This window comes from Vibrio sp. 10N.286.48.F5 (assembly GCF_041469785.1).
Classification (GTDB): Bacteria; Pseudomonadota; Gammaproteobacteria; order Enterobacterales; family Vibrionaceae; genus Vibrio; species Vibrio crassostreae_C.
The window spans coordinates 16,230-41,497 of record NZ_JBFRLG010000029.1 but is presented as its reverse complement, the minus strand read 5'-3'; the positions used below and the strand labels follow the sequence as shown (position 1 = coordinate 41,497).

The window sequence follows — 25,268 nt, the reverse complement described above, 5'->3', positions numbered from 1 at the left end:
TTCATATGTAGATCCCTTGCTGATCGTGGAGAGGGGAGGAATAGAACATCGATCGTTAAAAGTGTCGATGTATGTTCAGTGCTAAAGAAAGTTCTCCCCCTCTGCTAAAGATCTAGAGATATTGATGAACCCAGATTGAGGGGGAGTTAGAGGGGGAGGTAACTATGGCTAATTATGCGAATAGTGTTCGTCTAGTTCCTATAAGGTTGAGACCCCACTCACACCGCCTCTCAACCATTCACTCCTTATAATTACCATTCGTCGCATTGGTAAAACTGCACGACAAATTCTAGTTAACCTTTCAACGTCAACATTTGAAAGGGATTAGAAATCATGACTACTTCACACTCATTTAATTCAGGCTCTACAACTTCTGTGCTTAAGCGTTCATTGCTGATTGCTCTTGTTTCGTTTGCACCGTCGTTAGCTTTAGCGAACCCGAGTTCAGACGTGCTCGATATCTACAACCAAGCGGCGCAAGGCAATGAAGACTTGGTTGAGGTGGCTTATGAACGCCTTAACGACACGCTACAACAAGAAGGTGCGACACCACTGACTTTGGTTTACCTAGGTAGCACAGAAACCCTGATGGGGCGTGATGCGTTCTTGCCTTGGAATAAGATGAAGTATGTGGAGAAAGGCTTAGCAACCATTGATAAATCACTGGTGCTGCTTAAAGGCGAAGACCAACCCATTCATGAGCAACCTCGTGTTCAAGGGCTGCCAGATTCTTACCTAACTCGCGCAATGGCTGCGGTGACTTACACCTCTCTGCCAGACATGTTTAACCACTTTGACCGTGGTTACGACCTGTTCCTCTCGTTACTCGCGGAAGATGATTTCCAACAACAACATTTCGCTGCGACCTCGTGGATTTACCGTTACGCCATTACCGCATCGATTCGTGCTGAAGACTTCGAGCAAGCACAGGTGTGGCTTGAAAAAATGGAAAACACCGATGCTGGCAACATCGAGACCATGACGGCGAAAGCCCTAATAGCGAAAGCCAAATAGCGGTTTACTAAAGCTCATTAACAACTGCGAACGCTTAAGAATGATGGGTCAGTGGAGGACAAAGGAATGATTGAATTTAAAGATATCGGCAAAGCGTATGTCACGGGCGGTCAACGTGTTGATGCATTAAGCGGGGTCGATGGCCATATCCAGCGCGGTGAAATGGTAGCGTTATGTGGCCCGTCGGGTTCTGGGAAAAGCACACTTTTGAATATTCTTGGTTTGTTGGATATGGATTACCGAGGCGAGATCAATATTGATGGCCAACCGTATCCGACAGAGCAAATCGCCGCTGCACGCTTTCGTCGTCAGTCGTTGGGTTTTGTGTTTCAGCGCTTCAATCTGGTTCCTGTAATGACAGCGTTAGAAAACGTCGCTTACCCATTGATGTTGAACCAATACTCTAAGCAAGAACAGCAGAGCAGAGCGCAAGACATGTTAGAGCGTGTTGGGCTAGGGGATTACGTTCATCATCGACCAGACAACCTTTCAGGTGGCCAGCAGCAACGTGTCGCGATAGCCAGAGCGCTGATCCACAACCCAAGCTTAGTGATTGCCGATGAGCCGACCGCAAGCCTAGATAGTCACACCGCCAACCTTGTGATCGACATTATGAAAGAGCTCGGCCATGAAATGGGCACCACCTTTATCGTCGCAACGCATGACCCAAGAATGGCGCAGCGTTGTGACCGAGTCATTGAACTTATCGATGGTCAACTGGCACTACAAGCCACAGCAATGGAGGCAATCTCATGGGCAAGTTAACACAAAGAATGAGCACTTTTTTGCTTCCTACCTCGGTGCGTTTGGCGTGGCTTAATTTATTGAGAAACGGTCGCCGTAGTCTGCTTTCGGTATTGATCATCGCAATTGCCGTATTTGCGCTGACCTCGGCTGGAGGTTATGGGCTTTATACCTATGAATCTCTGCGTGAATCGACCGCGCGCGATACTGGTCATCTTACTTTGAGTACGCCGGGATATTTTGAGCAAGATGAAGACATGCCGCTGAGCAATGGTCTAGACAATGTTCAAGCCCTAACCAAGAGCATTATTGGCGACAGCAATGTGCGTGGGGTGCAGCCGCGAGTCTATTTTAGTGGTTTGGTGTCTAACGGAAGCAAGTCGAGCATCTTTATGGGAACAGGCGTTAATGAGCGCGAGTTCGACATGAAAGGACCTTTCCTTGACGTGCGCAGCGGTCAAACTCTCTCAGATGTGAAATCTCCCAGATACGACAGCCAAGAGCCACAAGTGATGCTGGGAACTGACCTTGCTCGCAACCTCAAAGTTGCGGTTGGTGATTGGGTGACACTGCTCGCGACTACCAGTGACGGCGCATTGAACGCTTTTGATTTTAAGGTGCAGGGTATTTACTCGACAGGAGTGCCTGAGCTGGATAAGCGTCAGCTTTACGTTCATATCACGACCGCTCAAGAGCTTTTGGCTTCAGACAAAGTCAGTACCTTGTCGGTGTTCTTATTTGAGACAAGCAAGACCTCGACCGTTCAACAGCGTATCCAAACAGCTTTAGATCGAAATAGTGCGAGCCAAAGCGATCAAGGCACAGAGATCGAGATCACCCCGTGGCAAGATCGCGCGTTCTTCTACACCAAGGTGAAAGATCTTTACGACCGTATCTTCGGCATCATGGGCGCGGTGATGGCATTGGTAGTGTTTGTGTCGTTGTTTAACACCATGACCATGTCGGTGACCGAGCGTACTCGTGAAATTGGCACCTTGTCGGCACTAGGCAGTTACCCGTCTGAAATCGTCGCAGGTTTCTTAAAAGAGGCGGGATTGTTGGCTGTGATTGGCAGCGCGATCGGCGCGTTAGTGAGTGGCTTCGTGTCGGTGTTATTGCTGGTGGTGGATATCCAAATGCCACCACCTCCCGGCAGAACCGAAGGTTACCCACTCAATATTTACTTCTCATTGGAATTGGTTGGTTACGCCACCTTGGGTGTACTGACGATCTGTTTGCTAGCCGCTTATTTCTCTGCTCGCAAAGGCGTAAATAAGCCAATCACGGAGGCGCTGGTTTATGTATAAATTTACTCGTTCACTCACTATTTTTGGTTCTGCGTTGGCTCTAGCATCGGCACCAAGCTGGGCTATCGATTCACAGCAAGTTACCGAGATGATTGCTAAGGCAGACAGCTACCGTTTGAACAGCGAACAGGCATCAAAAGTGGTATCTCTGGTCGCGCTATATCAAGACGAGCAACTAGACAAAACCCGCGAATACAACGTCTACACAAGACCAAACCGAGAGTCGCTGGTCGTGTTCAAGTCGGCGGTCGAGGCGGGTCAAAAGATGCTGATGATAGAGGACAACTATTGGTTACTGATGCCGAAATCGCGCCGACCTATCCGAATCACACCAATGCAGAAACTCTTGGGTGAAGCTTCGGTAGGGGACATTTCGACGCTCACTTGGAGCGAAGATTACCAAGGTAAGTGGGTTGCCGAGCAACAGGTTGAGAGGTCGACTGGCGAGACACTCGATACTTATCATCTAAAGCTAACGGCGAAAACCAAGGGTGCCAGCTATCAATCGATTGATCTGTGGTTAACGGCAGACCGAGCGTTTCCTGTTAAAGCGGATCTGTATCTGCGTTCAGGTAAGTTAGCCAAGCAAGCTTGGTTTACTGAAGGCGTGCGAGATGGCTTGCCAAGTGTAGTTTCGATGACTTTGCTCGATAAGATTCAACCAAGTAAGAAAACCGTGATTGAGTACCGCGAGGTAAGCGAACAAGCTTTAGCGGACAAATACTACAACCCTGCTTACTTATCACGTAATAGCGTGTCTGGGCTTTAGGTGGGTGCCATGAAAGCTTCTAGTCGTCGATTCCACATCAAGCCTTTAATCGTTACTTTCCTTGTGCTGCCTTGTATGAGTAATACGACTCAAGCGGACGATCTGAACCTAGCCTGGGACTGGCAACTCAGCGCTGAGTCGGTTGAATCACGAGAGTCGCCATTCAGCCCTTTAGCATCTGATAATCGTCAGTCATTCAATGGCTTGCTGGATCTTGAGGTTGGATATGATAATTGGCTTGGTCTGTTCGCAGTGAAAGCCAACGATATTCTAAGCAACAACCCTCAAGAACAGGACGCGAGCTTTGAGTCTGAATTTATTGTGCGTGAGTTGTTTTGGCAAGGTGGTGTTGAGCTGTCGAATTCCGTAATCGGTGACCATTATTTTGATGTCACGCTTGGCAAGGTTCTTTTGGATTGGGGCGTGGGTTATGGCTACCGACCGTTAGACATCATCAAGCCGTATCGTCAGAACCCAGTAGGTATTGTCGCAGAGGAGGGCGCGGGTGTGGCATCGGTGTCACTGTTCGATATGACGGGCGAATGGACACTGCTTTACAGCGATTCATCATGGGCTTCGCAAGATGTGAATGAATTCGAAAAGCAGAATCAGCAACAAGGCTTTGGCTTACGTCGTTACAATCTTGTAGGTGATCACGAGTATCAATGGGTCGCTTATTATGACGATGTACGCCACGGCTTGCTTGGGGCGAGTTTAGTGTCGGTGTTGAACCTCGCTTGGGAGTTTCATGGTTCGATGGTTTATCAGCGACAAAGCCTTGGCTACAGCCAGCCTGATTCAATACTTAAACCTGTTTACCTCGAAGAGCAGGGCGAGGCCTATCAAGCGTTAGCAGGACTCACATGGGCCAATGACACTGGCCACAATGTGGTGTTGGAATACTGGTTTGATAGCCGAGCGTGGAGTGATTCTGAGTGGCAAAGCGCAATAGAAAGTGCCGAGTCTTTGTCAGTTAATCCGATGACAGCATCACTGGCTAGTTCTTACGCTCAAGGGTACCAACACGCCAATTTGGTTCAGCACAACATCATGTTTCACTGGTCTCTGGATTCGACACATGGCTGGCTTGAAGATATCACGCCAACGTTTGATATCATGTTGTCTCCACAAGATGGCGGTTTTATTGCAACCCAGTGGCTCAACTATCAGGCTTTAGATAATGGCAATTCATCGTTGGATTTGGAACTTGCTGCACGCTTTCTAGGTGGTAAAAGTGATTCTGCTTACGCCAACTTACCCGATAGTCATATGATTCTTTTAAATATCAAAGGACGATTTTAATGAACACTTCTCCAAACCGTCAGGCTTCATGGATCAAAAGCTTTACGCTGACCACTCTGTTTTGTTTCGTTATTGCCGTCACTACACAAACGATTTGGGGCGGCGACTTTGTGGTCAATCTCGCGATAAGTTTTGGTTTTGGTTATAGCGCAGTAGGTTCCTCTTTTATTCTGGTTAAGTTGTTTAAAACAGAATCCAGGGTATTTGAGGTGGGTATCTCAATGGTGACCGCGATGACCTTTGGTACCTTGAATGCGCACTACTGGTTAAACGGATATTTCGGAACCAATATTTCTGACCTTAAATCCGTAGTCTTGCTCGGTGTGATCTTCTGTTCGGTTTGTTATTACTATTTCTATACCCGAGAGCAACAACTGCGCGCTGATAACGAATTGGAAGTGGCCAAGCGTCGTCAGGCCGATCAAGAAAAGGTGGTGGTGCTGAGTCAGCTTAAGCAACTGCAAAGCCAAATTGAACCGCACTTCTTGTTCAACACACTTGCGACCATCAATGTGTTGATAGAGAGTGATAGCGCGAAAGCCAAGTTGATGCTCGAAAAACTCACCGACTTGTTGCGTGTGACTTTGAAAAACAGCCGCACTGAGCAATCGACCATCGCACAAGAGGTCGACTTGTTAGACGCTTATCTTAATATCCAAAAGATACGTTTGGGTGAGCGCTTAGCGTTCTCGATTGAAACACACGAGATTAGGGATTTGCAGGTGATTCCCCCGTTCTTGATTCAACCCTTGGTCGAGAATGCACTCACGCACGGTATCGAACCCAAAGCGGCGGGTGGCCAAGTGAATATCCGTATTACTCAACAAGCCGAGCAGTTGAAGATTGAAGTGTCAGACAGTGGTGCAGGGTTGAAAACACCTTCTGCGAATACGGGGCATGGTGTTGGGTTGAGCAATATTCGTCAAAGAATCGAAACCCTGTATGGTGATCAGGCAAGCCTAACGATTACTGAACACGCTGAAGGCGGGGTAGTCTCTACGATCTTGTTACCGCTGACTGACGCAGTCGCCTAGAATTACAGATCAGAAAGCACAGAACAGTGATGAAAAGTAGACGATTTACAGTGTGAATTTAAAGGACTAACCATGAGCAACCCAGCAATACAGCCGAGCGTAACGGCGATTATCGCAGACGATGAAGCACTGTTAAGGCACCACCTAGACAAGAGTTTGGCTGAGGTTTGGCCGGAGTTAGAGATCGTCGGTAAGGCACAAAACGGTTTGGAGGCGATGCAGAGTATTCAGCAGCTTAAGCCCGACGTGGCTTTTCTCGATATTCGTATGCCTGAGCTGGATGGAATATCACTAGCGAAACAACTCAACAAGCTAGATTCGCCGCCATTGATTGTGTTTATTACGGCATATGACGAATACGCAGTTAAAGCCTTTGAACACAATGCGATGGATTACCTGCTGAAGCCAATCAACGAAGAGCGTCTACTCGCTACCTGTCAGAAGGTGCAAGCACGTCTGTCGAGCAATCAAACACAATCCGGTATTACGCCTGAGCAGCCTGATATTGCGGCGCTAATGAACCAGCTTCAACAGTTATCCCAGTCAACCTCGCAGCAACCTCAATATCTCACATGGCTCAAAGCCAGTATCGGGGAAGATATCCACCTGATTGCCGTCGATGATGTCGCTTACTTCAAAGCAGAAGACAAGTACGTCTCGATATTCAAAAAAGGCCAAGGCAGTTCTCTAGAGGAGTTTATTCTTCGTGTGTCACTAAAAGAGTTGATAGCGCAGCTCAATCCTGATGAATTTTGGCAGATCCACCGCTCGGTGGTGGTGAAAGTCTCGGCCATTGATAAGGTGAAGAAAGGGCTCTCAGGCCAGATGTCGGCGTATGTGTCAGGGGAAAAGCTACCGATCAGCCGTGCCTCGCAAGCGTTGTTTAAGGGTATGTAGCGTACGAGCAAAAGGCGCGACATATCACCTTTATAATTGATTCGTGTAATTTATAAATTAAACACTTTCATATTTATATCGAGTGACTCTAAAATTTTAGTCGTTTGATTTAATGGCGAATTATTACACTTTGGCGATCGGATATATTGAAGCAAAGCCCTTCAAAGAGATCGTTATGAAAGCATACTATTTAGTCGTCGTATTGAGCTCCACATTGCTAGGTTGCAGTTCTACTCCTCATCAACAAACGTTATTGAAATCCGATCCATATTGGGTCACAGGTGAATTAGATAACGGTTTAACCTACCACGTTTACCCTGACCGAGAACAACCAGTATCGGTACGCTTACTTGTGCATGCCGGCTCTTTTCAAGAGAGCGATCAACAAAAAGGTTATGCCCATTTTGTTGAGCACATGGCGTTTAATGGCAGCAACAATTTTTCAGGGAATGATGTAGTAGAGTTATTTGAGCAATCTGGTGCTAGCTTTGGCGCTGACTTAAATGCTTATACCTCTTATCAAGAAACCCTCTATAAGTTAGATCTACCCGACAACAAGAATCTAGATAAAGCGTTGGCATGGTTTAGAGATATTGGCGATGGTTTACTGCTGTCCGGCGCTGAGATCGAAAAAGAGAAAGGGGTGATATTAGGAGAATTTCGACACACACGAGTTGAAAATAAGCCTCTCTCATTTAAATTCTACGATCATATGGTTGAAGGCACGAATTACCAAACCAACGATCCCATTGGCAATAAAGAATCCGTTTCTAATGCGAATGTTCAAGAGTTAAATAACTATTACCAAACCTGGTATCAACCTCAGTTAGCCGAGGTGATTGTCTCTGGTGATATCACTCTGGCAGAAGTGATCCCTTTGATTGAAGAAACTTTCTCTGATTGGCAAAGAGGCACAACACCGGTTCCCGTGAAGAACACGTCAGCGGATTACAATACTCAAGATTTTGTGGCGTATGGAGCTGGGAGCGAGCCACCGAGCATCGGGATAGTGATTGAGCGTGGGCAAAGAGTGACACAGAGCCATGAGCAACAACATCAGCTTTGGCTAGATGATATTGCTCAACAACTCATCCAACAAAGGTTGAATTCAGATTTTGTTGACGCTGCATTGCCAGTGCAATGGGTTGCTTCGACTCCCTATTTCTTAGAGTACCAAAGGTATTCCATTACTACGGTTGGCTTTCCTATCGATAGTCGAGAGCAAAGCCAGCAGCAGTTTATTTCTACTCTCGCCTCATTGCGTGATTATGGTGTGAGCGAATATGAATTCACGAGTGTGATACAGCAATACCAAGCTAACCTTGATGACATTCAAGCTAACTGGGAGAGAATGGACGCAGTAGCTCATGCTGACGGTAAGTCGACGGCGCTGGTGATTAACCAAACGGTTCAATCACAGCTTGATTATAAGTCGAGCTTGAAAGAGTTTCTTTCGAGTACGGATCTAGAAGCCGTAAATGATAATTTAGATGATTTACTTTCTAGTCCATATATTTTGGGATTAGGTTTATCGTCTAAAGAAGACTTGCAGGCAATGAATAACGAGCTAAAAGATGTCAGAAAAGCCTATAAAAAGACAGGTAACAGACCATTGCTCGTTACTGCAAGCTCGGCGTTTAGTGTACCAGCGTCTCAAGGTGAAATTGTAAAACAAGTTCAGGTGAGTGACGATCCTAATTTGAAGCAATGGACACTAAGCAACGGCATTGAAGTTTTGTATCTCCGTAACTCTGAGGCTGGTAATAGTGTTGGGGTTTACTATGCAAGTGAGGGGGGAAAAGCGGCGCTGAGTCCTTCGCTGTTTCCTGCTGTAGAGATTGCTCTGCCAGCTTCGATTCGTAGTGGTGTTGGTAAATTTAGTGGTTCGGAGTTCACCGCTCACTTGAGACGCGAAGACATTGAAATCTACCCCTTTATCAACTTTACTCATCATGGTTTAGAAATAAGCGCCAAGAAAAAGACGCTTGCAGAGGGTTTAGCTGCGCTCCATACCATTGTAACCGAACCTAAAATAGACAGTGCCCAGCTTGAGGCTGTGAAGTCTGAATTTGCTCAAGATCGTACAGCATATTTAGAAACACCAGTTGGTCAGTTTATTCAGATGGTTAATCGCAATAGCTATCAAACAAGCAGCCGTCACATGATGCTTGAAAGTGACGATATTAAAGCTGTCACGTCGCAAGATATACTAGACGTACAGCATCAACTCTTTCAAAAATTAAGAGACAATACATTGGTTATTGTTGCTGATATTAACCCCGCTGAAATTAAGCCTCTTGTGCGTCAATACGTTGCATCGTTGCCATTAGAAGCCGCTGTGTCTCCTGATTATCAGGTGGCTTATAGTCCTGATTCGAAAGAACGAATGGATATATCCGTCAATAATGAAGACAGCAGTCAGTATTTATTGCGTGTGATTTCCCAGCAAGCTCGGGATCAAACCGCAAAAGATGTGTTTATGGACGATATGCTTCAGCGCGTGTTGTCGAGCCGTTTAACGGCTTATGTTCGTGAAGAGTTAGGTTTGGATTATGCGCCTTATGTGTACTCGGTTGCACAAGACAGTGAGCCGAGTCATGACTGGTTAATCGGCTCTTTAACGGCTCCAGAAAACTCAGATAAAATTGAACAGGCGATTGATAAGGTCATTGCTGAAGCGGCAAAAGGGATTTCTGAAGATGAGACTCGGACGGCCGCTAAGCAGCTTGTAGCGGACCTTACTCCACTTAAATATAAGCCTACCGAACAAGCTTGGTTTATTTCTCGTTATTTGATTCATGACTATGGTTTTGAGGTGTTGTTCGACCTGCAGGGGACGGCAGACTCAATTTCTAGTCAAGACATGACAGAGTATGCGAAAGAAATTTTTGGTGATAACAGCTATCAGCTGAAGAATTTGTTAAGCCCACAAGGTTAGGTCTAGTTAGGTGAGTGGTTTTCTTGAAAGCCGCTTCTACTTTTTATATGTGGATTCACTTACAAGCCAAATGTTCAAGCATTTGGCTTTTTTTTATTGCACTGACAAGCGAGTCTAAAATCGATGTATTAGGCTCTTATCAAAACACCACTTTAAATGAGCACAGCGATCTTACATAACGATTTATGATTTATAAAATAAAGATCTAGATCACAAAGATACTCATCAGGTTCAATATTAAATAATAATCGTTAGCTCAATCTGTATATTGTCGATGAATGACATTAAGAGGTTGTTATGAAAACATATTATTTAGCGATGGCTCTATGCCTCACCTTAGTTGGCTGTAGCTCAACATCAAAAACTACCGAAACGCCAATCCAGCCGGATCCGGCATGGACTTCAGGCCAACTAGAAAATGGCCTTACTTATCATGTTTATCCAGATCATGAAGAATCCGTATCTGTTCGTTTAGTCGTGCACGCCGGTTCGATTCAAGAGACTTCTCAACAAGAAGGCTACGCGCACTTCTTGGAACACATGGCATTCAATGGCAGTAAAAACTTCTCTCAGAACGATGTGATTCGTCTATTCGAAGACGCAGGCGCTAGCTTTGGTGCTGATATTAATGCCTACACCTCTTATGAAGAGACGGTCTACCAGTTAGATTTGCCAGATAACATCCAATTGCAGTCTGCTTTGACGTGGATGCGTGACATTGGTGATGGCCTGGATCTATCAAGTTCAGAAGTCGAAAAAGAAAAAGGCGTGGTTCTTGGCGAGTTTCGTATGGCTCGCCTCGATGATAAGTCATTCGGAGATATATATTATGATCACTTCATTGAAGGCGGCCCTTACGAATCGCAAGATGCACTAGGGACTAAATCGTCTATTGTGAATGCCACTCCTCAAGGTATCACCAACTTTTATCAGACTTGGTATCAACCTCAAATAGTTGAGCTGGTCGTTTCTGGTGATGTGGACATCAAAACCGTGATTCCACTCATTGAAGAAAAGTTTTCTAGCTGGGAACGTGGCGACACGCCGAGACCAGAGAAACAGAAAGTGACCTCATTCAATGAAGATGATTATGTTGAGTACGCAGGAAGAGAAGCGCCAAGTATCACTCTGACGTTTAACCGAGGTTTAAATAGAGTTGAAAATCATGCTCAGCAGAACCAACGCAGGTTAGATGAAACCTCTCAACAATTGATTCGACAGCGATTAGAAGCGGTGTTCAATGATGCCGCGCTGCCGACTCAATGGATAGCGTCTGATAGCTATCGAATGGGTTCTCTGTACTATTCGTCAATAAGTGTTGGGTTTCCGACTGGAGGCCGCGAAGTTATCCAAAAAGATCTGCTTTCTACATTGGCATCACTGCGTGATTTTGGTGTTTCGGAAACGGATATTGTTGGTGAACTGCACTACTACCAAGACTTGCTGGATAACATTGAGCATGACTGGGATAAAATGGACAGCGTTGAACACGCGAATTACAAAGTGAGCAGGTTAGTCACTGATCGAATTGTCCAATCACAGAAAGACTATCAAGTCAGCTTGGAAGCTTTCATTGATAACTTGAGCCTTGAAGTGATTAACGACAACATCAAGAATCTACTTTCTGATGATTACTTTATTGTTATTGGGATGGATGACTCCGAAGACAGAACCGCGATCATCAACTCTCTCGATAGTTTAAAAGCCACGTATAGCGAGGCGGGAGTTGCGCCGCTTGCGATTGGAACAGCCAGCGCTTTTGCTGTACCTAGCTCGCAAGGCGAGGTTGTACTTGCTGAACAAATGTCTATTGACCCATACATCCAAAAGTGGACGTTAAGCAATGGCATCGACATGTGGTACCTGCGTGATTATGAGGCAGGTGATGATGTTGGGGTGATGTACATGAGCCTCGGCGGAAAAGCCGCTTTGGATCCGAGCTTGTACCCAGCTGTTGAGGTTGCGTTACCTACCTTCGCTCGAAGTGGTGTCGGTGAGTTTACGGGCTCTGAGCTTTTAGCGTACTTTGATCGTGAAAATATTAGCGCCGATTCTTTCATTGGTAATACTCGTCATGGTATTGAATTTAATATCAATAAAGACGGACTTAAAGATACGTTTGCTGCGCTTTATACCTTCATAACTGCGCCTAAAATTGTTCCCGAGCAGTTAGAGGCAGTGAAACAGGAGTTTGTACAAGGTCAAGAATCTTTCTTGAGCAGCCCTGTCGGTCAGTTTGAGCGCGCAAGAAACCAGAATATCTATCGTCAAGACAGTGGCCACCTCTTTGTTGATAAAGAACGTGTTGAAGCGGTTTCTGTGGAAGACGTCGCTAATCTTCATCAGCAATTGTTTGGTCAAATGAGGCATAACCAATTGGTGATCGTGGGTGACATCGACCCAAGTGAATTAAAGCCTTTGGTTGAGCAATACTTGGCTTCGATTCCATTAGAAAAAGCTGAGGTTCCTGAATTTAAGGTGGCTTACAAGCAGCCATCTGAATCACGCATTGATTTAGCGATCAACAATGTGAATAGTGCAGAGTACATCCTACGAGTTATCTCTGAGCCTAGCGTTGAAGTTAAAATGTCGGCAAAAGATGTTTTCATGGAAGACTTGCTGCAGCGCTTGCTGGCGACTCGTTTAGATACCTATATTCGTGAAGAGTTGAGCTTAGATTACTCGCCATATGCGTATTCAGCATCCGCAGATAGTGAGCTGAGTGGTGAGTGGGTTATCGGGGCGATGGTAGCGCCGGAGAACGTTGACCAAGTTGAAGTGGCGATCGATAAAGTGATTGCAGACCTTTTACAAGGCGTCTCTGAAAAGGAAATGCACGCAGTCGTGAAACAGTTTGAAGCGGACTTCACGCCTCTCGAGACGAGCTCTATTGACCAAGCATGGTATCTGTCTCGTTATTTACTTCATGGTTACGATATCGAAGCTTTGTCTCAAGTTGAGCGAGTGGCGAGGTCGATTACTGCGGAAGACATGAATCAACTTGTCCAACGCATCTTTGGTGAAGATAGCCGTAAGGTTAAGAACATCATGCGTCCTAAAGCCTAAAGCCTAAAGCCTAAAGCTTGAAACCAACAGAAAGAGACAACTCAAAGCCAAGCGAGCACCGCTTGGCTTTCTTGTTTTCCCACCATTCATAACGTCTATGCCTCACCTGTTGTTAAGCCGTTTTAGATCTATGTAAATCTAAATTTTGAGATCGCTTAATCGGTTGCATCGTATCATTTTCTAAAAAAATGTTTTAAATCAAGACAGCGTTTCATTTGTATTGTAGATTGACGATCTACGAGAATGTTGTTTGGATATTAGATTGCTTAAACTGGGTACCCGATTAGTCTTAATGTTGTTTTTACTGAGCTTTGGCTTAGTGAATTCTAACGGCTATTCGTTTCCTTCTAAGCCATTTCAAATATACTCGGCTCAAGAGCAATCTTCACAGAATGATCTTTGTAAACAAGCTGATACGGATAATCCGTCGAGCTACTTAGAGTGCGATAAGGCTCAGTTTGGCACCGTGCCTTCTGGTGACAGTTCTAACTATCACGACACCGAATCAAGCCTTCAAGCAGCAAACTTCAGACGTATGCTCAGTAACGAGCAAGAAAGCGTGGCCGATCTTGAGCCTGCTTATCATCTACTGATTGACTTCTCTCCCCCCTCAATACTGGCTTCCCTGCTCTTCAACACGCCGTTGTTGGATTCCAAGCTGCACTGGACCAGTATTGTGAGTTCTCCGTCTTCCCGGCTTTCGGGGTGGAAAGAGGGCAACATCCAATACTCGCATTTCCGAGAACTTCTTAGCTAATCGTTTGACCCTAAATTGGTCGTATCGATGGTCGCCTAGTGCCCATTGAACTCGCCAGTTAACCAAGACAAACATAGCGACATCAGCTTTAGCATCACTATCTTTCAATCAGCTTGTTCTGGTCGTGATTAGCCATCGCTCGTGTTCGCAAAATATTAGACATACCAATCGTAGTAAATAACTGGTCACCCTAGCTGGTTAAAATGCTCGATCACTGCTTTTTTCTGGTGCTATTTTTGAGCACGTATTTACGGTGATTGGTAGAAAGAAGAGATCTTGACTGTGAAAAAACGCATTCAAAGAAAACAAATTAACCACTACTCAAAGTGGAAATACGCGGTGCTTATCGCCACCATTATCATCATGGTTCTGAGTGCTTTACCTTCTTGGTATGGCGAGAATGCGTCGGTTCAAATTAACAACCGTTCTGAACAGACCATCGATGCTAGCCAAATTACCCAATACCTTGCGAGCGAAGGCATTCAAGCCAAATCGGCATTTCAAAAAGACCAACGTTTAGTCGTAATCTTGGAAGACGCAGAACAACAAGCGAAGGCTAAAGAGGTGCTGAATGAGCGCCTATTGGACAACGCGACGGTTGCGCTAGCGATGGAGCCAGCAGCTCCGAAATGGCTGACTGACATGGGCTTCGCACCGATTCAGCTAGGCCTTGATTTACGTGGTGGTGTGCAGTTCCTGTTAGAAGTAGACATGGAACCGGTTTACCACGCACAAGCGCAATCTGTAGTCGATGAAATCACCAGCCAAGTGCGTTATGCACGCGGTAAAGTGGTGAACAACCAAGTTGAGTTTAACTTCCGTACTGATGCCGATTTCGAGAAAGCACAGAAACTGATTCGCGAAGAGTTCCCACAATGGCAACGTGACCGTTCAGATAAATCGCTAACGTTAACTCAGTCTGAAGAAGAGCAAAGAACGCTACGTAATCTAACGGTTCAACAAAACCTGCAGATCATGCGCAGCCGTATTGAAGAGCTAGGCATCACTGAGGCATCGATTCAACGCCAAGGTGAAAGCCGTATCCGTATCGAATTACCGGGTGTACAAGACCCTGCAGCTGCGAAAGACGTGATTGGTGCTACGGCTTCATTAGCGTTCTACTCTGTGTACGACAACGCAACGCGCAATACTCAAACTCTGAAAGATTCAGATGGTAATCGCGTAGTGGTTGCTCGCAAAGCAGTGCTGAGCGGTGAATACATTATCGATGCACGCAGTGGCATTGGTGAAATGGGCAGTGCAGAAGTAAACATCACGCTTGATTCTTCTGGTGGTAAGAAAATGTCTGAGTTTTCTCGCCATAACATCGGCAAGCCAATGGCGACCGTTTACAGCGAATACAGCCGTGACAGAGCCGGTAACAGCGAAAAAACCAGCGAAGTAATCAGTGTGGCGAACATCCAATCTCAACTGGGTAGCCGCTTCAGAATCACTGGTGCAGGCAGCATGGCAGAAGCACAAGAGCTTGCTCTATTGCTACGTGCCGGTTCATTAACAGCGCCTGTTACCATCATTGAAGAGCGTACTATTGGCCCATCTCTGGGTGCTGAAAACGTAACGAATGGCTTTGCTGCTTTGGCACTTGGTCTTGGCCTTACGCTAACGTTTATGGCGCTATGGTACCGCCGCCTTGGTTGGGTCGCGAACTGTGCATTGGTGGTTAACATGACCACATTATTTGGTTTGATTGCGCTGCTACCGGGTGCGGTGTTAACTCTGCCGGGTATTGCGGGTCTAGTACTGACCGTCGGTATGGCGGTAGACACTAACGTGCTGATCTTCGAGCGTATTCGAGACAAGATGAAAGAAGGGCGCAGCTTTGCTAGCTCTATCGACCGTGGTTTCGATAGCGCATTCTCGTCAATTTTCGATGCTAACGTCACTACCATGATCGTTGCTGTGGCTCTATATACCATTGGTAATGGACCGATTCAGGGCTTCGCTCTGACACTGGGCTTAGGTCTTCTAACCAGTATGTTTACGGGCATTTTTGCTTCACGAGCGATCATCAATTTGGTTTGGGGGCGTGACCAACGCCACGATGTAAGGATTTAAGCATGAGTACTTCAAAAATGACTATTTCAGACCGCTATTTTTCAAATAGCTATATTTCGGATAAGAATATGACTCGCCTTCGTAAGGTGATGTCTGCGATATCTATTGTGCTGTTCATGAGCTCTGTGATGCTGGTGGCGGTGAAAGGTTTTAACTGGGGCTTGGACTTCACAGGTGGTGTGGTTGCCGAGGTTCAGCTCTCTGATCAAGTCACCAAAGATGCGTTAAAAACAAAACTTGATACAGCTTTCCAACAAGACGTGCAAGTGGTTGGTATGGCAGAACAGGATCGCTGGACAATCCGTTATAGCCAACTGACAGATGCTCCACAGCCAAACTTAGTGGATGCTTTGTCTTCTGTCAGCGACCAAGTAAAAGTGCTTAACAGCAGCGTGGTTGGCCCTCAAGTTGGTCAAGACATGGTTGACCAAGGTGGCTTAGCGGTATTGGTGTGTTTCCTAATGATCATGCTGTACCTGAGTGTACGTTTTGAATGGCGTTTAGCACTCGGCGCCCTTGCCGCGATCATCTATGACGTGACGCTTATCTTGGGTCTGTTCGCTTTTACTCAGTTCGAGTTCAACCTGACTGTGTTAGCGGCTGTGTTGGCGATTTTGGGTTATTCATTGAATGACTCGATCATCATTGCCGACCGTGTCCGTGAGATGCTGCGTGGTAATCCAAATGGTGACACTGACAACCTGCTTAACGAATCGGTTAAAGCGACCTTCTCACGCACCATGGTGACCTCAGGTACAACGCTAATCACCGTATCTGCACTTTGGCTACTTGGTGGCGCTGCGCTGCAAGGTTTCGCGATTGCACTGGTTGTAGGTATTGTCAGTGGTACGTGGTCTTCAGTTTCAGTAGGTATCACACTGCCTAAGTTACTTGGTCTACAGCCTTGTCACTACCAAGTGAAAGCGCCGGTAGAAGTTGAGGGTGAGTACCCTTAGGTTATCTATTGGTTAACAGTACAACTTAGTCAGTAACGTCAACAAAGCCCTTCGTTTATAGTAAAACGAGGGGCTTTATTTTTTATAAGAGTCAAACAGTTACAGAAAAGAGAGCCTATTTCAAAAAACGATGGATTGAGCAGGCAAGCCCTCATGATATGAAGTATGTTTAGATGACGTTCGTAGAAATGAGGCAAGGGAATGGAATATCGACATCAATGTCATGTAGGCGACCATGGTGATGCGCTAAAGCATCCAGTATTGAGTGCACTTGTTCGGTCATTAATGCAGCAACATTCACGCCTCAATGTTATCGACACGCACTCTGGTACAGGGTGTTATGACCTCAACACTGCACCAAGTAATCATGCTGGTGAGTTTGCTGAAGGGGTTGGGTACTTGTGGCGCAATAAGGCTTATCTTCCTCCGGCATTCGCTTCTTTTATGTCGGTGCTGGAATACTACAATCCGAATCAACTTATCTCTCTCTATCCGGGCTCAGCAGCCATCACTTACCAACAAGGTCGCAGCCAAGATAGCTTCTATTTTTCAGACATTCAGCAAGATGAAGCTGATTTACTGCAAACCAATATTGAGAAGTTACAGTGTGACTTGGGTATTTCAAGCAAGCTTACGATTAGCGCAGGTGATGGGCTTAAAGCGTTACCTGATGACGTAGCTAAACATGACAATCATCATCTGATTGTTATCGACCCACCCTATGAAACCGATTCAGAATATCTCGCGGTGATTGATGCCTTGGTTAAGGCGTATCAGCAATCTGAGAAGGTATCTGCACTAATTTGGTACCCGCTCTACACGGATGATAAGAGCTCACTGATTCTGAATCACTGTATAACTGCAGTGAAAGATGGTTTGCTGCCAAGCCCGATTAAGTCGGAACTTCGCCTTCGTGATCCTAAGGGGGATGATCGCCTGATCGGCAGTGGTTTACTGTTGTTCAATCCTCCACAAGGCATTGCGGGAACGGTCGCGGATACGCTTGATTATTTACACAGCCAACTCGCCACTAATGGTGAAGGCTACTGGCAAATGAGAAGCTTATAGATCTGATTTTTATGGGTTTTATGATGGTTTTCTAGACATCACTCACTAAACCACTGTTATCTATGTGGTTTAAATTGACCAAACGCTAACTTTTATCGATTGATTAATTGCAGTGAATCATTTAAAAATAGAATATCAATGCGCACAAGTGCATAATGGCTCATAAGTTAAATAATTACCCCTAATTAATATCAGATTGTGGTTTACCCCCTAAACTGCATAAGGCTCGCACTAGTCACGCGAGCCTTTCTTTTGCCTGAAGGAAAATCTAAGGCAGTTCTATCAATTTAAGATTCACTACAACACTGGATAATCGATGTAGCCTTTTTCGTTGCCGCCGAACAGAGTGGCGCCATCAAGTTCTGATAGTTCGCTGCCGTTTTGTAGGCGTGAAACTAGATCTGGGTTAGCAACGAATGGGCGACCAAATGCGACGAGATCGGCGTAGCCTTTGCTTAGTACTTCTTCGGCGCGTTGTGGTGTGTAGCTGCCGGCAACGATGATGGTGTTAGAGAACAAGGCTCTTAGTTCGACACGGAAGCTTTCAGGGATAACTGGAGCATCATCCCAGTCGGCTTCTGATAGGTGCAGGTAAGCGATGTCTCGATCTTGAAGTGCCTTCGATGCCTCTAAAATCGTTGGTACGATATCTGGGCAGTTCATGTCTTTGAAGGTGATGAACGGCGCCAAGCGCACACCTACTTTATCGGCACCTATCTCTTCAATCACAGCATCAACCACTTCGATTAGGAAGCGAAGTCGGTTCTCGCGGCTACCGCCGTAGTTGTCGGTGCGTTTGTTTGAGTTGGTTCTTAGGAACTGATCAATCAGGTAGCCATTGCCACCGTGTATTTCCACGCCATTGAACCCTGCCTCGACTGCTTTTTTCGCTGAGTTAGCAAAATCTTGAACAACACGATCGATATCGGCTTGGGTCATCTCTCTTGGTTGGATGCAATCCACCATGTTGCCGTTACCATTCTCATCAGAGATCCAAACCTGCGTTTCTATTGGAGCTAATGCAGAAGGTGCGATTGGTAGTTCACCTTTTTGGAAGGTTGGATGAGACACGCGACCCACATGCCATAGTTGGCAGAATATCGCAGCACCTTGTTCTTTAGCAGCAGAGGTGACACCTTGCCAGCCTGTTACTTGTTCACTTGTGTAAACGCCGGGTGTGAATGAGTACCCTTGAGAGTCGTCTGAGATTTGTGTCGCTTCAGTGATGATTAGCCCAGCACTGGCACGTTGTTGGTAGTAAGTTGCCATCATTTCATTTGGCACGTTTCCAGGTTGGCTTGTACGAGCGCGTGTCATGGGGGCCATAACCACACGGTTTTGTAGTTCTAGGCCTTTCAGTTCTGCTGTTTCGAATAATTTGCTCATGGTATTTACCTTGTTTTAATGCTGTGATCTTTCGTTTTTTATTGGGGCGATAAGTCGCGTTATTTGCTTTCTGCTGGGCTGAAAATAGAGTTGCTCTGTGGCTTTTCAGATCGGTTGGCTTTTGCAATAAGCAACAAACCAATCACTGGGACAACAACGGCTGCGAACGGAATCATTCCTGCGCCTAGTTGGCTGTCGAGTACCATGCCGCCAAGGAATCCACCAAAGGCATTGGCTAAGTTAAACGCTGAGATATTCGCAGTTGCTGCTAGCTCTTGCCCTTCGCCACCGTGGTTCATTACTCGAAGTTGCATGGCAGGGACGTTCGCAAATGATGCAATACCAAAGACAAATGCAGCTGCAACGAAGAGGATTTTGTTGTCTACCACAAGGCCAACCACCACCAATGACACGATCATTGCGACAGCCCAAAACATTGAAGCTTTGCCTAGGTTTTTATCTGAAGAGCGTCCGCCCAAGGTGTTACCGATGATTAAGCCAACACCTACAATCACTAAGATCCAAGTCACTGATTCTTGACTGTAACCCGTGATGTGCATGGCGATTGGCGCAAGGTAACCGTAAAGCGTCATGAAGCCAGACCAAGCAAAAGCGGTGATCGCCAAGCTGATGAGAAGCATTGGATTTTTGAATGCCAACAGCTGAGTTTTGATGTCTTTCGCTTCGCTGTGACCTGAAGATTTTATTGACGTTAAGATTGAAATCATGGCGATGGTGCCAAGTGCTGCCACGGTAAAGAAAGTGGTGTGCCAACCGAATTGCAAGCTCACCCAAGTTCCTGCGGGAACCCCAAGAACGTTAGCGAGCGTTAAGCCAGCGAACATCTGACCAACAGCACGACCTGCCATTTTCTCAGACACTAAATTGGTCGCGACAACTGCACCTATGCCATAGAAAGGACCTTGCACTAAACCTGCGATAACGCGGCTTGCAAGTAGAAGTGGGTAGCTAGGAGCTAAGGCTGACAAGATATTGCCGATGATGAACAAAGCCATTAAGCCAATCAGTACCATCTTCTTGTTAAAACGTGCGAGGTAGATGGTTAAGATCGGGCCACCAATAACGATAGCCAATGCGTAAGCACTAATTAGGTAGCCGGCTTGACCTTCGGTGATCGAAAGGGATGTGGCAATTTGTGGAAGGATGCCTGCGATAACAAACTCAGCGGTGCCGATGGCAAAAGCTGCGAGTGTCAGTATCCAAACTTGGAATGGGATCTTTTCTTTATGGATCGCTTCTGATTTCATAGTGAAGTACCTGTGTTAATTCTTGTTTGTTAGGACGTGAGATACACGCCCTAACGATTGTTCTTTATGTCTTTGCTTCTTTGCGGAGTGTTAGCCGAGTAGAGCGCCGCCATCGATATCGATGATTGACCCAGTGACGTATGGGTTATTAATTGCGAACAGGTAACCCATGGCTATCTCTGAAGGCTCGCCAACCTTACCTGCGGGTAGGTTGTTTTTGGCGTTGTCGTACATGTTTGCACGAGCGGAATCGTCCATGTTTTTGTAGGCTTCCGTCATGGTTAAACCCGGGCTAACGGCATTGACTCGAATGGGTGATAGCTCTTTCGCCAGTATTTTGGTTACGCTTTCTAGTGCGGCGTTGATGGCGGTTTTTACGTAAGTACCAGCAACAACTTTGCGTGACAACATACCAGTTGTGAAGGTGATAGAGCCGTTTGGCGTCATGTAGCGTGCGGCATGTTTGGCTACGTTTAAGCTGCCCCAAAACTTAGTGTCAAAAGCTGTCTTAGCGTTTGCGGTTGCTACGTCTGTTACTTTTCCTGCGGGAGCGGATGAGCCAGCCGTTACGATTAAGTGGTCAAACACGCCAATCGATTCGAAGTATTCACAAATCGACTTTTCATCGGTGATATCAACGCCTGTGTGTCGGCTGGCAATATGTACCGTGTTGTTCTCGTTTCTTAGTTGCATCGCTAGTGCTTTGCCGATACCTGATGTGCCACCAATGATGACGAAAGTGCGTTGCTCTTGTTTAGTCGATTCGTTAGTCATTCTCTGAATTCCTGCGTTGTTCTGTTGATGTTTGCCATTATATTTATTCGACTAAATTTGATAATTGGTTAAAATATAAATTCATTATTCGGTTAAGCTGAATAGTGTGACTGAGTATTCAAATCGAGCATTAAGATCGAGAAGTAAGACGAAGAGGTGGAAGCGAGAATCGTATGGATAAGTTTTCAGATATGGCGATGTTCGTCAGTATTGTTAAGCATCACGGGTTAGCGGCGGCGGGGCGCGAACTGGGTTTATCGCCTGCGACCATGACAGCAAGGCTGCAGGCGCTTGAAGAACGATATGGTGTGAAGTTGTTGAATCGAAGTACGCGTCATGTGTCTTTGACCGACTCTGGAGATCTGTATCACAAGGCATGTTTGGAGATTTTAGACAACGTCAGTGAGGCCGAAAACCTGATTCAAAATGGCGTAAAAGAAGTCAAAGGCTCGCTAAAAATCGCCGCGCCAAAAGACATCGGAAAGCAGTACATTCTTCCTATTTTGTCGGAGTTTTGCCAGCAGTATCCGGACGTTATTCCTTACCTGTATTTGAACGATAACCTCTCGAACATTGCTGAATCTGGCATGGATATCGTGGTCCGTTATGGTGAACTGGTCGACAGCAGTTTGATATCCAGACGCTTATCGCCAAGCCGACGTGTGTTGTGCGCTTCTCCTGAATACCTCGCTAAACACGGGACGCCGTTGACGCCGCAAGACTTGGTTGAACACGACTGTTTGGCGATGCTGCGGAGTAATGAAGAGCTCAAGACATGGCACTTCCAAGATCATGATATGAAGAAGGCTGTGACGGTTGTGCCGAAGCGATTTTCAGATGATGGTGAAGTGATTCGGTACTGGGCATTAAAAGGTGAGGGCATTGCGCTTAAATCGGTGCTGGATGTGCAAGACGACATCAATAACCAACGCCTTGTGACTCTGCTTAATGGCTACATGAAAAACTTCAATACCGCGATGTCGGTGTCGAGCGCCGATTTGAATGTGGTGTACATCAGCAAGAAATATCAGCCCAAGCGTATCCGGTTGTTTCTTGATTTCTTGTTTGAGCGGTTTGGCGATTTGGTTGAAAAGTCTAGTTAGATTAGCCGAGAAGCAGCGCATGACAGATCTCTCGAACTCAACACCCGGGTACGGACAGAGAACATTGAACTGGTTATGATACGACCAACATAAGGATGTGATTGGAGAGAAAAATGAAAGTCGTCGGAGATACGGTTATCCAACCTTTTCACAAGGCAACCTGCCATTGCGGTGCGGTTGAACTAGAGTTCAGCTTACCTAACGGGATAGAAAAACCACGTCGCTGCGATTGCTCTATCTGTCGTCGAAAAGGCGCGATTGTTGGTTCTGTTGCGTTGGATGGTATCAAGATCCTCAAAGGTGCCGAGCATCTCAAGTTATATCAATTCAATACCAACACCGCGAAGCACTACTTTTGCTCAAACTGCGGTATCTATACCCACCATCAACGTCGCTCTAGCCCAAATGAATACGGGTTCAATATTGGTTGTTTGGAAGGGGTGAACCCTTTTGATATTGGTGATGTGGTGACCAACGATGGTGTCAATCATCCAGCTGATCGTTAATTTATTGAGCATAAAAAAGGAAGGAATTATGTCTGAATACGGAGCGATCATTCGCTGGAAAAAAGCAGAAGATGAAGTCTTTAGCGACAATCAATACAGTCGAGGTCATACGTGGGAGTTCGATGGTGGTGTCACTGTGCCTGCTTCGTCCTCTCCACATGTTGTGCCACTGCCGTTTTCGGTGGAAGCGAATGTTGATCCAGAAGAAGCGTTTATCGCGGCACTTTCTAGCTGCCATATGCTGACGTTTTTGGGCATTGCCGCAAAGCAGAAGTACGTGATCGACTCCTATGTCGATGATGCGATTGGTGTGCTGGAAGAAGATGAATCTGGCCGCTCATCGGTCACTAAGGTGACTCTGCGCCCTAAAATTGTGTTTTTAGGTACCAAAAAGCCCACCGCCAAGCAGCTCGACAAACTGCACCACTTGGCGCACAAAAACTGCTTTATCGCGAACTCGGTAAAAACGGACATTGTGGTAGAAACTAAAGCGTAAACCACACACGTTAACATCCAAAAACCGCGAGGTTGCTTAGTGCATCACTGGCGGTTTTTTTGTGTCTGTGTAATCCTACGTACGGTTTTAATTGAGTGACAGTTAGAAAGTTTTGAGAGATAGGTAGAGAGCTCTTGAATGGTAGGAATAGATTGATTAGCAGAGAGTTATGTTTAGCGTCCCATTGAATAGTTTTGTACATCGTGTGAGTGATAAAAGCCAAGTGATGGTGAATGCTGCGGAATGTGGATGTCAGTTGAAACGAGTTCGTCGTTCGCGTAATTGGCTGTTGGTCGCTCAAGAGTATCAACTCGTTGAATTTAAAACGATGTTAACCCATGAAAAAGACGGTTGGATAGCAATTGCAATCGACAAAGTGCTGCCTAAACCCGTGGTGTGTTTGGCATCTCTGTTGACCGCTACACCTTCAATGACTGTGGCTCAGCTGGTGATGGAATCTGGATGTTCAATGGCCGAAGCAAGACGTGCTATTGATGAACATGAAGGTCTGTAGGCGTATTCAAATCGTGTGAAAAGAGAATTGCGAGCAGCAAAAAGCCCGTAACGATATTGCGCTGGAAAACGTCATATCGTTACGGGCTTTATCATCTGTGCTGCTGTTAAGCTAAGCCATGCGGCTTATGAAGCATTGAATCGATTAAGAGTTCGCTACTTTTACACGAATCGTGTTTTTGCCAAGCTTTGACAAGTTCAGCTTGTTTAGTGCCGCTTTAGCTTCTTCTTGCTCTGGCATTTCAACAAAAGCGAAGCCTTTTGAGTCGCCAGTTTCTTGGTCTAAAACTAGGCTGCACTCTTTTACTGAGCCAAACTCAGAAAATAGCACACGGATGTCTTGCTCAGAGGTAGAGCGCGATAGGTTACGAACTAGAAGTTTCATAATAAACCTTGAATATGAATTTACGCCGAGCATTGTCGCACACTTTCATGCTCACCCTCACAAATAATTACTCTAATCATTTCTTTGGTAATGTGTCGCTCTATTTACCGATTAAGCGAGCTGTTTACCTGCTAGCCGCGGTTTATCGTGATATCTGACACGAATCCATGCTCTGTGCTGGTCAACGCCTGTTGTAGCATCTGAGCGGCTTCTTGCGCGGTCATAAAGCTCGAGGTATCCATGCCTTTACCGCTTGTATTCCAAAACTCGGTCGCCATTCCTCCAGGGTAAACCGCCACGATTTTCATCGGGTGACCTTTTAGCTCCAACCTCACCGATTCGATAAAGCCTTTCACGGCCCATTTTGCCGCGCAGTAGGTGGACTCTTCCGCTTTAGCACCTTGTGCCGCCGTCGACATCACCACAGCGATGGTGACCGATTGATCTTTGTAGCGCTGTACAAGCTCGCGAATCAAAAAGATCGAAGACTCAATATTGTTCTTCAGCATGTCGCTGATGATGGTTGGATCTTGCTGTTCTATCTTACCGAAGTACCCACTGCCAGCGCTGTGGATCACCAGCTTCGGCATTTCAGGTAACGCATCCAATAACTCGCTCACTGAGTGCGGGTCACAGAGATCACACGCTTGGCTAATGGTATTCGCAGGTAGGCCTTGCGCCACTTCTGCTAAACGTTGTGCATTGCGACCTGTAATGGCTACGCGCTGAGCGTCGGCGTTAGCATATTGTTTCGCGAGAGCTGCGCCTAAACCGCTGCTTGATCCGGTAATTAAAATCATACTGTCTTCAATTTGTAGAGTTGATTCGAGATAGTAAGGGGCTAGGCTAAGATTTTCTGAGATCTATGGCTAAAGTTGATCGATAGCCTGGTTGATAGGTTGATAGGTT

Annotated in this window: 22 protein-coding genes; 17 read left to right on the top strand and 5 right to left on the bottom strand. The window is 46.0% G+C overall.

Features of this window, described 5'->3' with window-relative positions; genetic code table 11:
* Positions 1 to 333 precede the first annotated feature (333 nt).
* The 13 genes from AB4185_RS15755 to rlmJ all read left to right on the top strand — a co-directional run bounded on the left by AB4185_RS15755 (position 334) and on the right by rlmJ (position 17,928).
* The gene (locus tag AB4185_RS15755; protein ID WP_372135641.1) at positions 334 to 1,014 is read left to right on the top strand and encodes a hypothetical protein; all 681 of its coding nucleotides are present in this window, start codon (positions 334 to 336) and stop codon (positions 1,012 to 1,014) included.
* 66 nt (positions 1,015 to 1,080) lie between these two features.
* Positions 1,081 to 1,779: an ABC transporter ATP-binding protein gene (locus tag AB4185_RS15750; RefSeq protein ID WP_372135640.1), complete on the top strand. Its 699-nt coding sequence runs from the start codon at positions 1,081 to 1,083 to the stop codon at positions 1,777 to 1,779.
* A complete protein-coding gene (locus AB4185_RS15745) occupies positions 1,767 to 3,065 on the top strand; it encodes an ABC transporter permease (RefSeq protein WP_372106704.1) in 1,299 nt (432 codons plus the stop codon). Before AB4185_RS15750 ends, AB4185_RS15745 begins: the two co-directional genes overlap by 13 nt.
* Positions 3,058 to 3,834, top strand: coding sequence for an outer membrane lipoprotein-sorting protein (locus AB4185_RS15740; RefSeq protein WP_372135639.1), 777 nt, complete (start codon positions 3,058 to 3,060; stop codon positions 3,832 to 3,834). Before AB4185_RS15745 ends, AB4185_RS15740 begins: the two co-directional genes overlap by 8 nt.
* 9 nt (positions 3,835 to 3,843) lie before the next feature.
* A complete protein-coding gene (locus AB4185_RS15735) occupies positions 3,844 to 5,136 on the top strand; it encodes a hypothetical protein (protein WP_372103047.1) in 1,293 nt (430 codons plus the stop codon).
* Complete coding sequence (locus tag AB4185_RS15730) at positions 5,136 to 6,170, top strand: sensor histidine kinase (RefSeq protein WP_372103045.1); 1,035 nt, start codon at positions 5,136 to 5,138, stop codon at positions 6,168 to 6,170. The genes AB4185_RS15735 and AB4185_RS15730 overlap by 1 nt, the downstream gene beginning before the upstream one ends.
* A 72-nt stretch (positions 6,171 to 6,242) precedes the next feature.
* Complete coding sequence (locus AB4185_RS15725; RefSeq protein WP_372103043.1) at positions 6,243 to 7,067, top strand: LytR/AlgR family response regulator transcription factor; 825 nt, start codon at positions 6,243 to 6,245, stop codon at positions 7,065 to 7,067.
* Between the two features lie 175 nt (positions 7,068 to 7,242).
* The gene (locus AB4185_RS15720) at positions 7,243 to 10,005 is read left to right on the top strand and encodes a pitrilysin family protein (protein ID WP_017066906.1); all 2,763 of its coding nucleotides are present in this window, start codon (positions 7,243 to 7,245) and stop codon (positions 10,003 to 10,005) included.
* 297 nt (positions 10,006 to 10,302) lie between these two features.
* Positions 10,303 to 13,071, top strand: coding sequence for a M16 family metallopeptidase (locus AB4185_RS15715; RefSeq protein WP_372103041.1), 2,769 nt, complete (start codon positions 10,303 to 10,305; stop codon positions 13,069 to 13,071).
* A 292-nt stretch (positions 13,072 to 13,363) separates the two neighbouring features.
* A complete protein-coding gene (locus tag AB4185_RS15710; RefSeq protein ID WP_017072340.1) occupies positions 13,364 to 13,828 on the top strand; it encodes a hypothetical protein in 465 nt (154 codons plus the stop codon).
* A gap of 276 nt (positions 13,829 to 14,104) precedes the next feature.
* Positions 14,105 to 15,904, top strand: a complete 1,800-nt coding sequence (gene secD / locus AB4185_RS15705; protein WP_372103039.1) for a protein translocase subunit SecD — start codon at positions 14,105 to 14,107, stop codon at positions 15,902 to 15,904.
* A 2-nt stretch (positions 15,905 to 15,906) separates the two neighbouring features.
* Positions 15,907 to 16,860 (top strand): protein translocase subunit SecF, encoded by a 954-nt coding sequence (gene secF, locus AB4185_RS15700; protein ID WP_017061264.1) that lies wholly within the window; start codon positions 15,907 to 15,909, stop codon positions 16,858 to 16,860.
* 201 nt (positions 16,861 to 17,061) lie between these two features.
* The gene (rlmJ, locus tag AB4185_RS15695) at positions 17,062 to 17,928 is read left to right on the top strand and encodes a 23S rRNA (adenine(2030)-N(6))-methyltransferase RlmJ (RefSeq protein WP_372135638.1); all 867 of its coding nucleotides are present in this window, start codon (positions 17,062 to 17,064) and stop codon (positions 17,926 to 17,928) included.
* A gap of 297 nt (positions 17,929 to 18,225) precedes the next feature.
* Here rlmJ and AB4185_RS15690 read toward each other — a convergent pair whose 3' ends face one another.
* The 3 genes from AB4185_RS15690 to AB4185_RS15680 form a co-directional block, all read right to left on the bottom strand.
* Positions 18,226 to 19,314, bottom strand: coding sequence for an alkene reductase (locus AB4185_RS15690; RefSeq protein WP_372135637.1), 1,089 nt, complete (start codon positions 19,312 to 19,314; stop codon positions 18,226 to 18,228).
* A gap of 59 nt (positions 19,315 to 19,373) precedes the next feature.
* Positions 19,374 to 20,582, bottom strand: a complete 1,209-nt coding sequence (locus tag AB4185_RS15685) for an MFS transporter (RefSeq protein WP_372135636.1) — start codon at positions 20,580 to 20,582, stop codon at positions 19,374 to 19,376.
* Positions 20,583 to 20,672: 90 nt separating this feature from the next.
* Entirely contained in the window at positions 20,673 to 21,356 is a 684-nt protein-coding gene (locus AB4185_RS15680) for an SDR family oxidoreductase (protein ID WP_065583949.1), read from the bottom strand.
* Between the two features lie 173 nt (positions 21,357 to 21,529).
* Between AB4185_RS15680 and AB4185_RS15675 the strand changes: the two genes are divergently transcribed.
* The 4 genes from AB4185_RS15675 to AB4185_RS15660 all read left to right on the top strand — a co-directional run bounded on the left by AB4185_RS15675 (position 21,530) and on the right by AB4185_RS15660 (position 23,975).
* A complete protein-coding gene (locus AB4185_RS15675) occupies positions 21,530 to 22,459 on the top strand; it encodes a LysR family transcriptional regulator (protein ID WP_372103032.1) in 930 nt (309 codons plus the stop codon).
* Positions 22,460 to 22,572: 113 nt separating this feature from the next.
* Positions 22,573 to 22,965, top strand: coding sequence for a GFA family protein (locus tag AB4185_RS15670; RefSeq protein ID WP_102320400.1), 393 nt, complete (start codon positions 22,573 to 22,575; stop codon positions 22,963 to 22,965).
* Between the two features lie 28 nt (positions 22,966 to 22,993).
* Positions 22,994 to 23,461 carry an OsmC family protein gene (locus AB4185_RS15665; RefSeq protein WP_017065091.1) on the top strand — a complete coding sequence of 156 codons (468 nt, stop codon included), beginning with the start codon at positions 22,994 to 22,996 and terminating at the stop codon, positions 23,459 to 23,461.
* 169 nt (positions 23,462 to 23,630) lie between these two features.
* Positions 23,631 to 23,975 carry a ribosome recycling factor family protein gene (locus tag AB4185_RS15660; RefSeq protein ID WP_372135635.1) on the top strand — a complete coding sequence of 115 codons (345 nt, stop codon included), beginning with the start codon at positions 23,631 to 23,633 and terminating at the stop codon, positions 23,973 to 23,975.
* A gap of 144 nt (positions 23,976 to 24,119) precedes the next feature.
* Here AB4185_RS15660 and AB4185_RS15655 read toward each other — a convergent pair whose 3' ends face one another.
* Both AB4185_RS15655 and AB4185_RS15650 read right to left on the bottom strand, forming a co-directional pair.
* The gene (locus tag AB4185_RS15655; RefSeq protein ID WP_017061273.1) at positions 24,120 to 24,359 is read right to left on the bottom strand and encodes an RNA-binding protein; all 240 of its coding nucleotides are present in this window, start codon (positions 24,357 to 24,359) and stop codon (positions 24,120 to 24,122) included.
* A 131-nt stretch (positions 24,360 to 24,490) separates the two neighbouring features.
* Positions 24,491 to 25,159, bottom strand: coding sequence for an SDR family NAD(P)-dependent oxidoreductase (locus AB4185_RS15650; RefSeq protein WP_017065090.1), 669 nt, complete (start codon positions 25,157 to 25,159; stop codon positions 24,491 to 24,493).
* Positions 25,160 to 25,268 lie beyond the last annotated feature (109 nt).

Bases quoted from the DNA above. Each gene is read 5' to 3' on its own strand.
- AB4185_RS15745 (WP_372106704.1), top strand. From the start codon at position 1,767: ATGGGCAAGTTAACACAAAGAATGAGCACTTTTTTGCTTCCTACCTCG.
- AB4185_RS15670 (WP_102320400.1), top strand. From the start codon at position 22,573: ATGAAAGTCGTCGGAGATACGGTTATCCAACCTTTTCACAAGGCAACC.
- AB4185_RS15725 (WP_372103043.1), top strand. From the start codon at position 6,243: ATGAGCAACCCAGCAATACAGCCGAGCGTAACGGCGATTATCGCAGAC.
- AB4185_RS15730 (WP_372103045.1), top strand. From the start codon at position 5,136: ATGAACACTTCTCCAAACCGTCAGGCTTCATGGATCAAAAGCTTTACG.
- AB4185_RS15750 (WP_372135640.1), top strand. From the start codon at position 1,081: ATGATTGAATTTAAAGATATCGGCAAAGCGTATGTCACGGGCGGTCAA.
- AB4185_RS15755 (WP_372135641.1), top strand. From the start codon at position 334: ATGACTACTTCACACTCATTTAATTCAGGCTCTACAACTTCTGTGCTT.
- AB4185_RS15690 (WP_372135637.1), bottom strand. From the start codon at position 19,314: ATGAGCAAATTATTCGAAACAGCAGAACTGAAAGGCCTAGAACTACAA.
- AB4185_RS15710 (WP_017072340.1), top strand. From the start codon at position 13,364: ATGTTGTTTTTACTGAGCTTTGGCTTAGTGAATTCTAACGGCTATTCG.
- AB4185_RS15655 (WP_017061273.1), bottom strand. From the start codon at position 24,359: ATGAAACTTCTAGTTCGTAACCTATCGCGCTCTACCTCTGAGCAAGAC.
- secF (WP_017061264.1), top strand. From the start codon at position 15,907: ATGAGTACTTCAAAAATGACTATTTCAGACCGCTATTTTTCAAATAGC.
- AB4185_RS15720 (WP_017066906.1), top strand. From the start codon at position 7,243: ATGAAAGCATACTATTTAGTCGTCGTATTGAGCTCCACATTGCTAGGT.
- AB4185_RS15735 (WP_372103047.1), top strand. From the start codon at position 3,844: ATGAAAGCTTCTAGTCGTCGATTCCACATCAAGCCTTTAATCGTTACT.
- AB4185_RS15660 (WP_372135635.1), top strand. From the start codon at position 23,631: ATGTTTAGCGTCCCATTGAATAGTTTTGTACATCGTGTGAGTGATAAA.
- AB4185_RS15665 (WP_017065091.1), top strand. From the start codon at position 22,994: ATGTCTGAATACGGAGCGATCATTCGCTGGAAAAAAGCAGAAGATGAA.
- AB4185_RS15685 (WP_372135636.1), bottom strand. From the start codon at position 20,582: ATGAAATCAGAAGCGATCCATAAAGAAAAGATCCCATTCCAAGTTTGG.
- rlmJ (WP_372135638.1), top strand. From the start codon at position 17,062: ATGGAATATCGACATCAATGTCATGTAGGCGACCATGGTGATGCGCTA.
- AB4185_RS15675 (WP_372103032.1), top strand. From the start codon at position 21,530: ATGGATAAGTTTTCAGATATGGCGATGTTCGTCAGTATTGTTAAGCAT.
- AB4185_RS15650 (WP_017065090.1), bottom strand. From the start codon at position 25,159: ATGATTTTAATTACCGGATCAAGCAGCGGTTTAGGCGCAGCTCTCGCG.
- AB4185_RS15740 (WP_372135639.1), top strand. From the start codon at position 3,058: ATGTATAAATTTACTCGTTCACTCACTATTTTTGGTTCTGCGTTGGCT.
- AB4185_RS15715 (WP_372103041.1), top strand. From the start codon at position 10,303: ATGAAAACATATTATTTAGCGATGGCTCTATGCCTCACCTTAGTTGGC.
- AB4185_RS15680 (WP_065583949.1), bottom strand. From the start codon at position 21,356: ATGACTAACGAATCGACTAAACAAGAGCAACGCACTTTCGTCATCATT.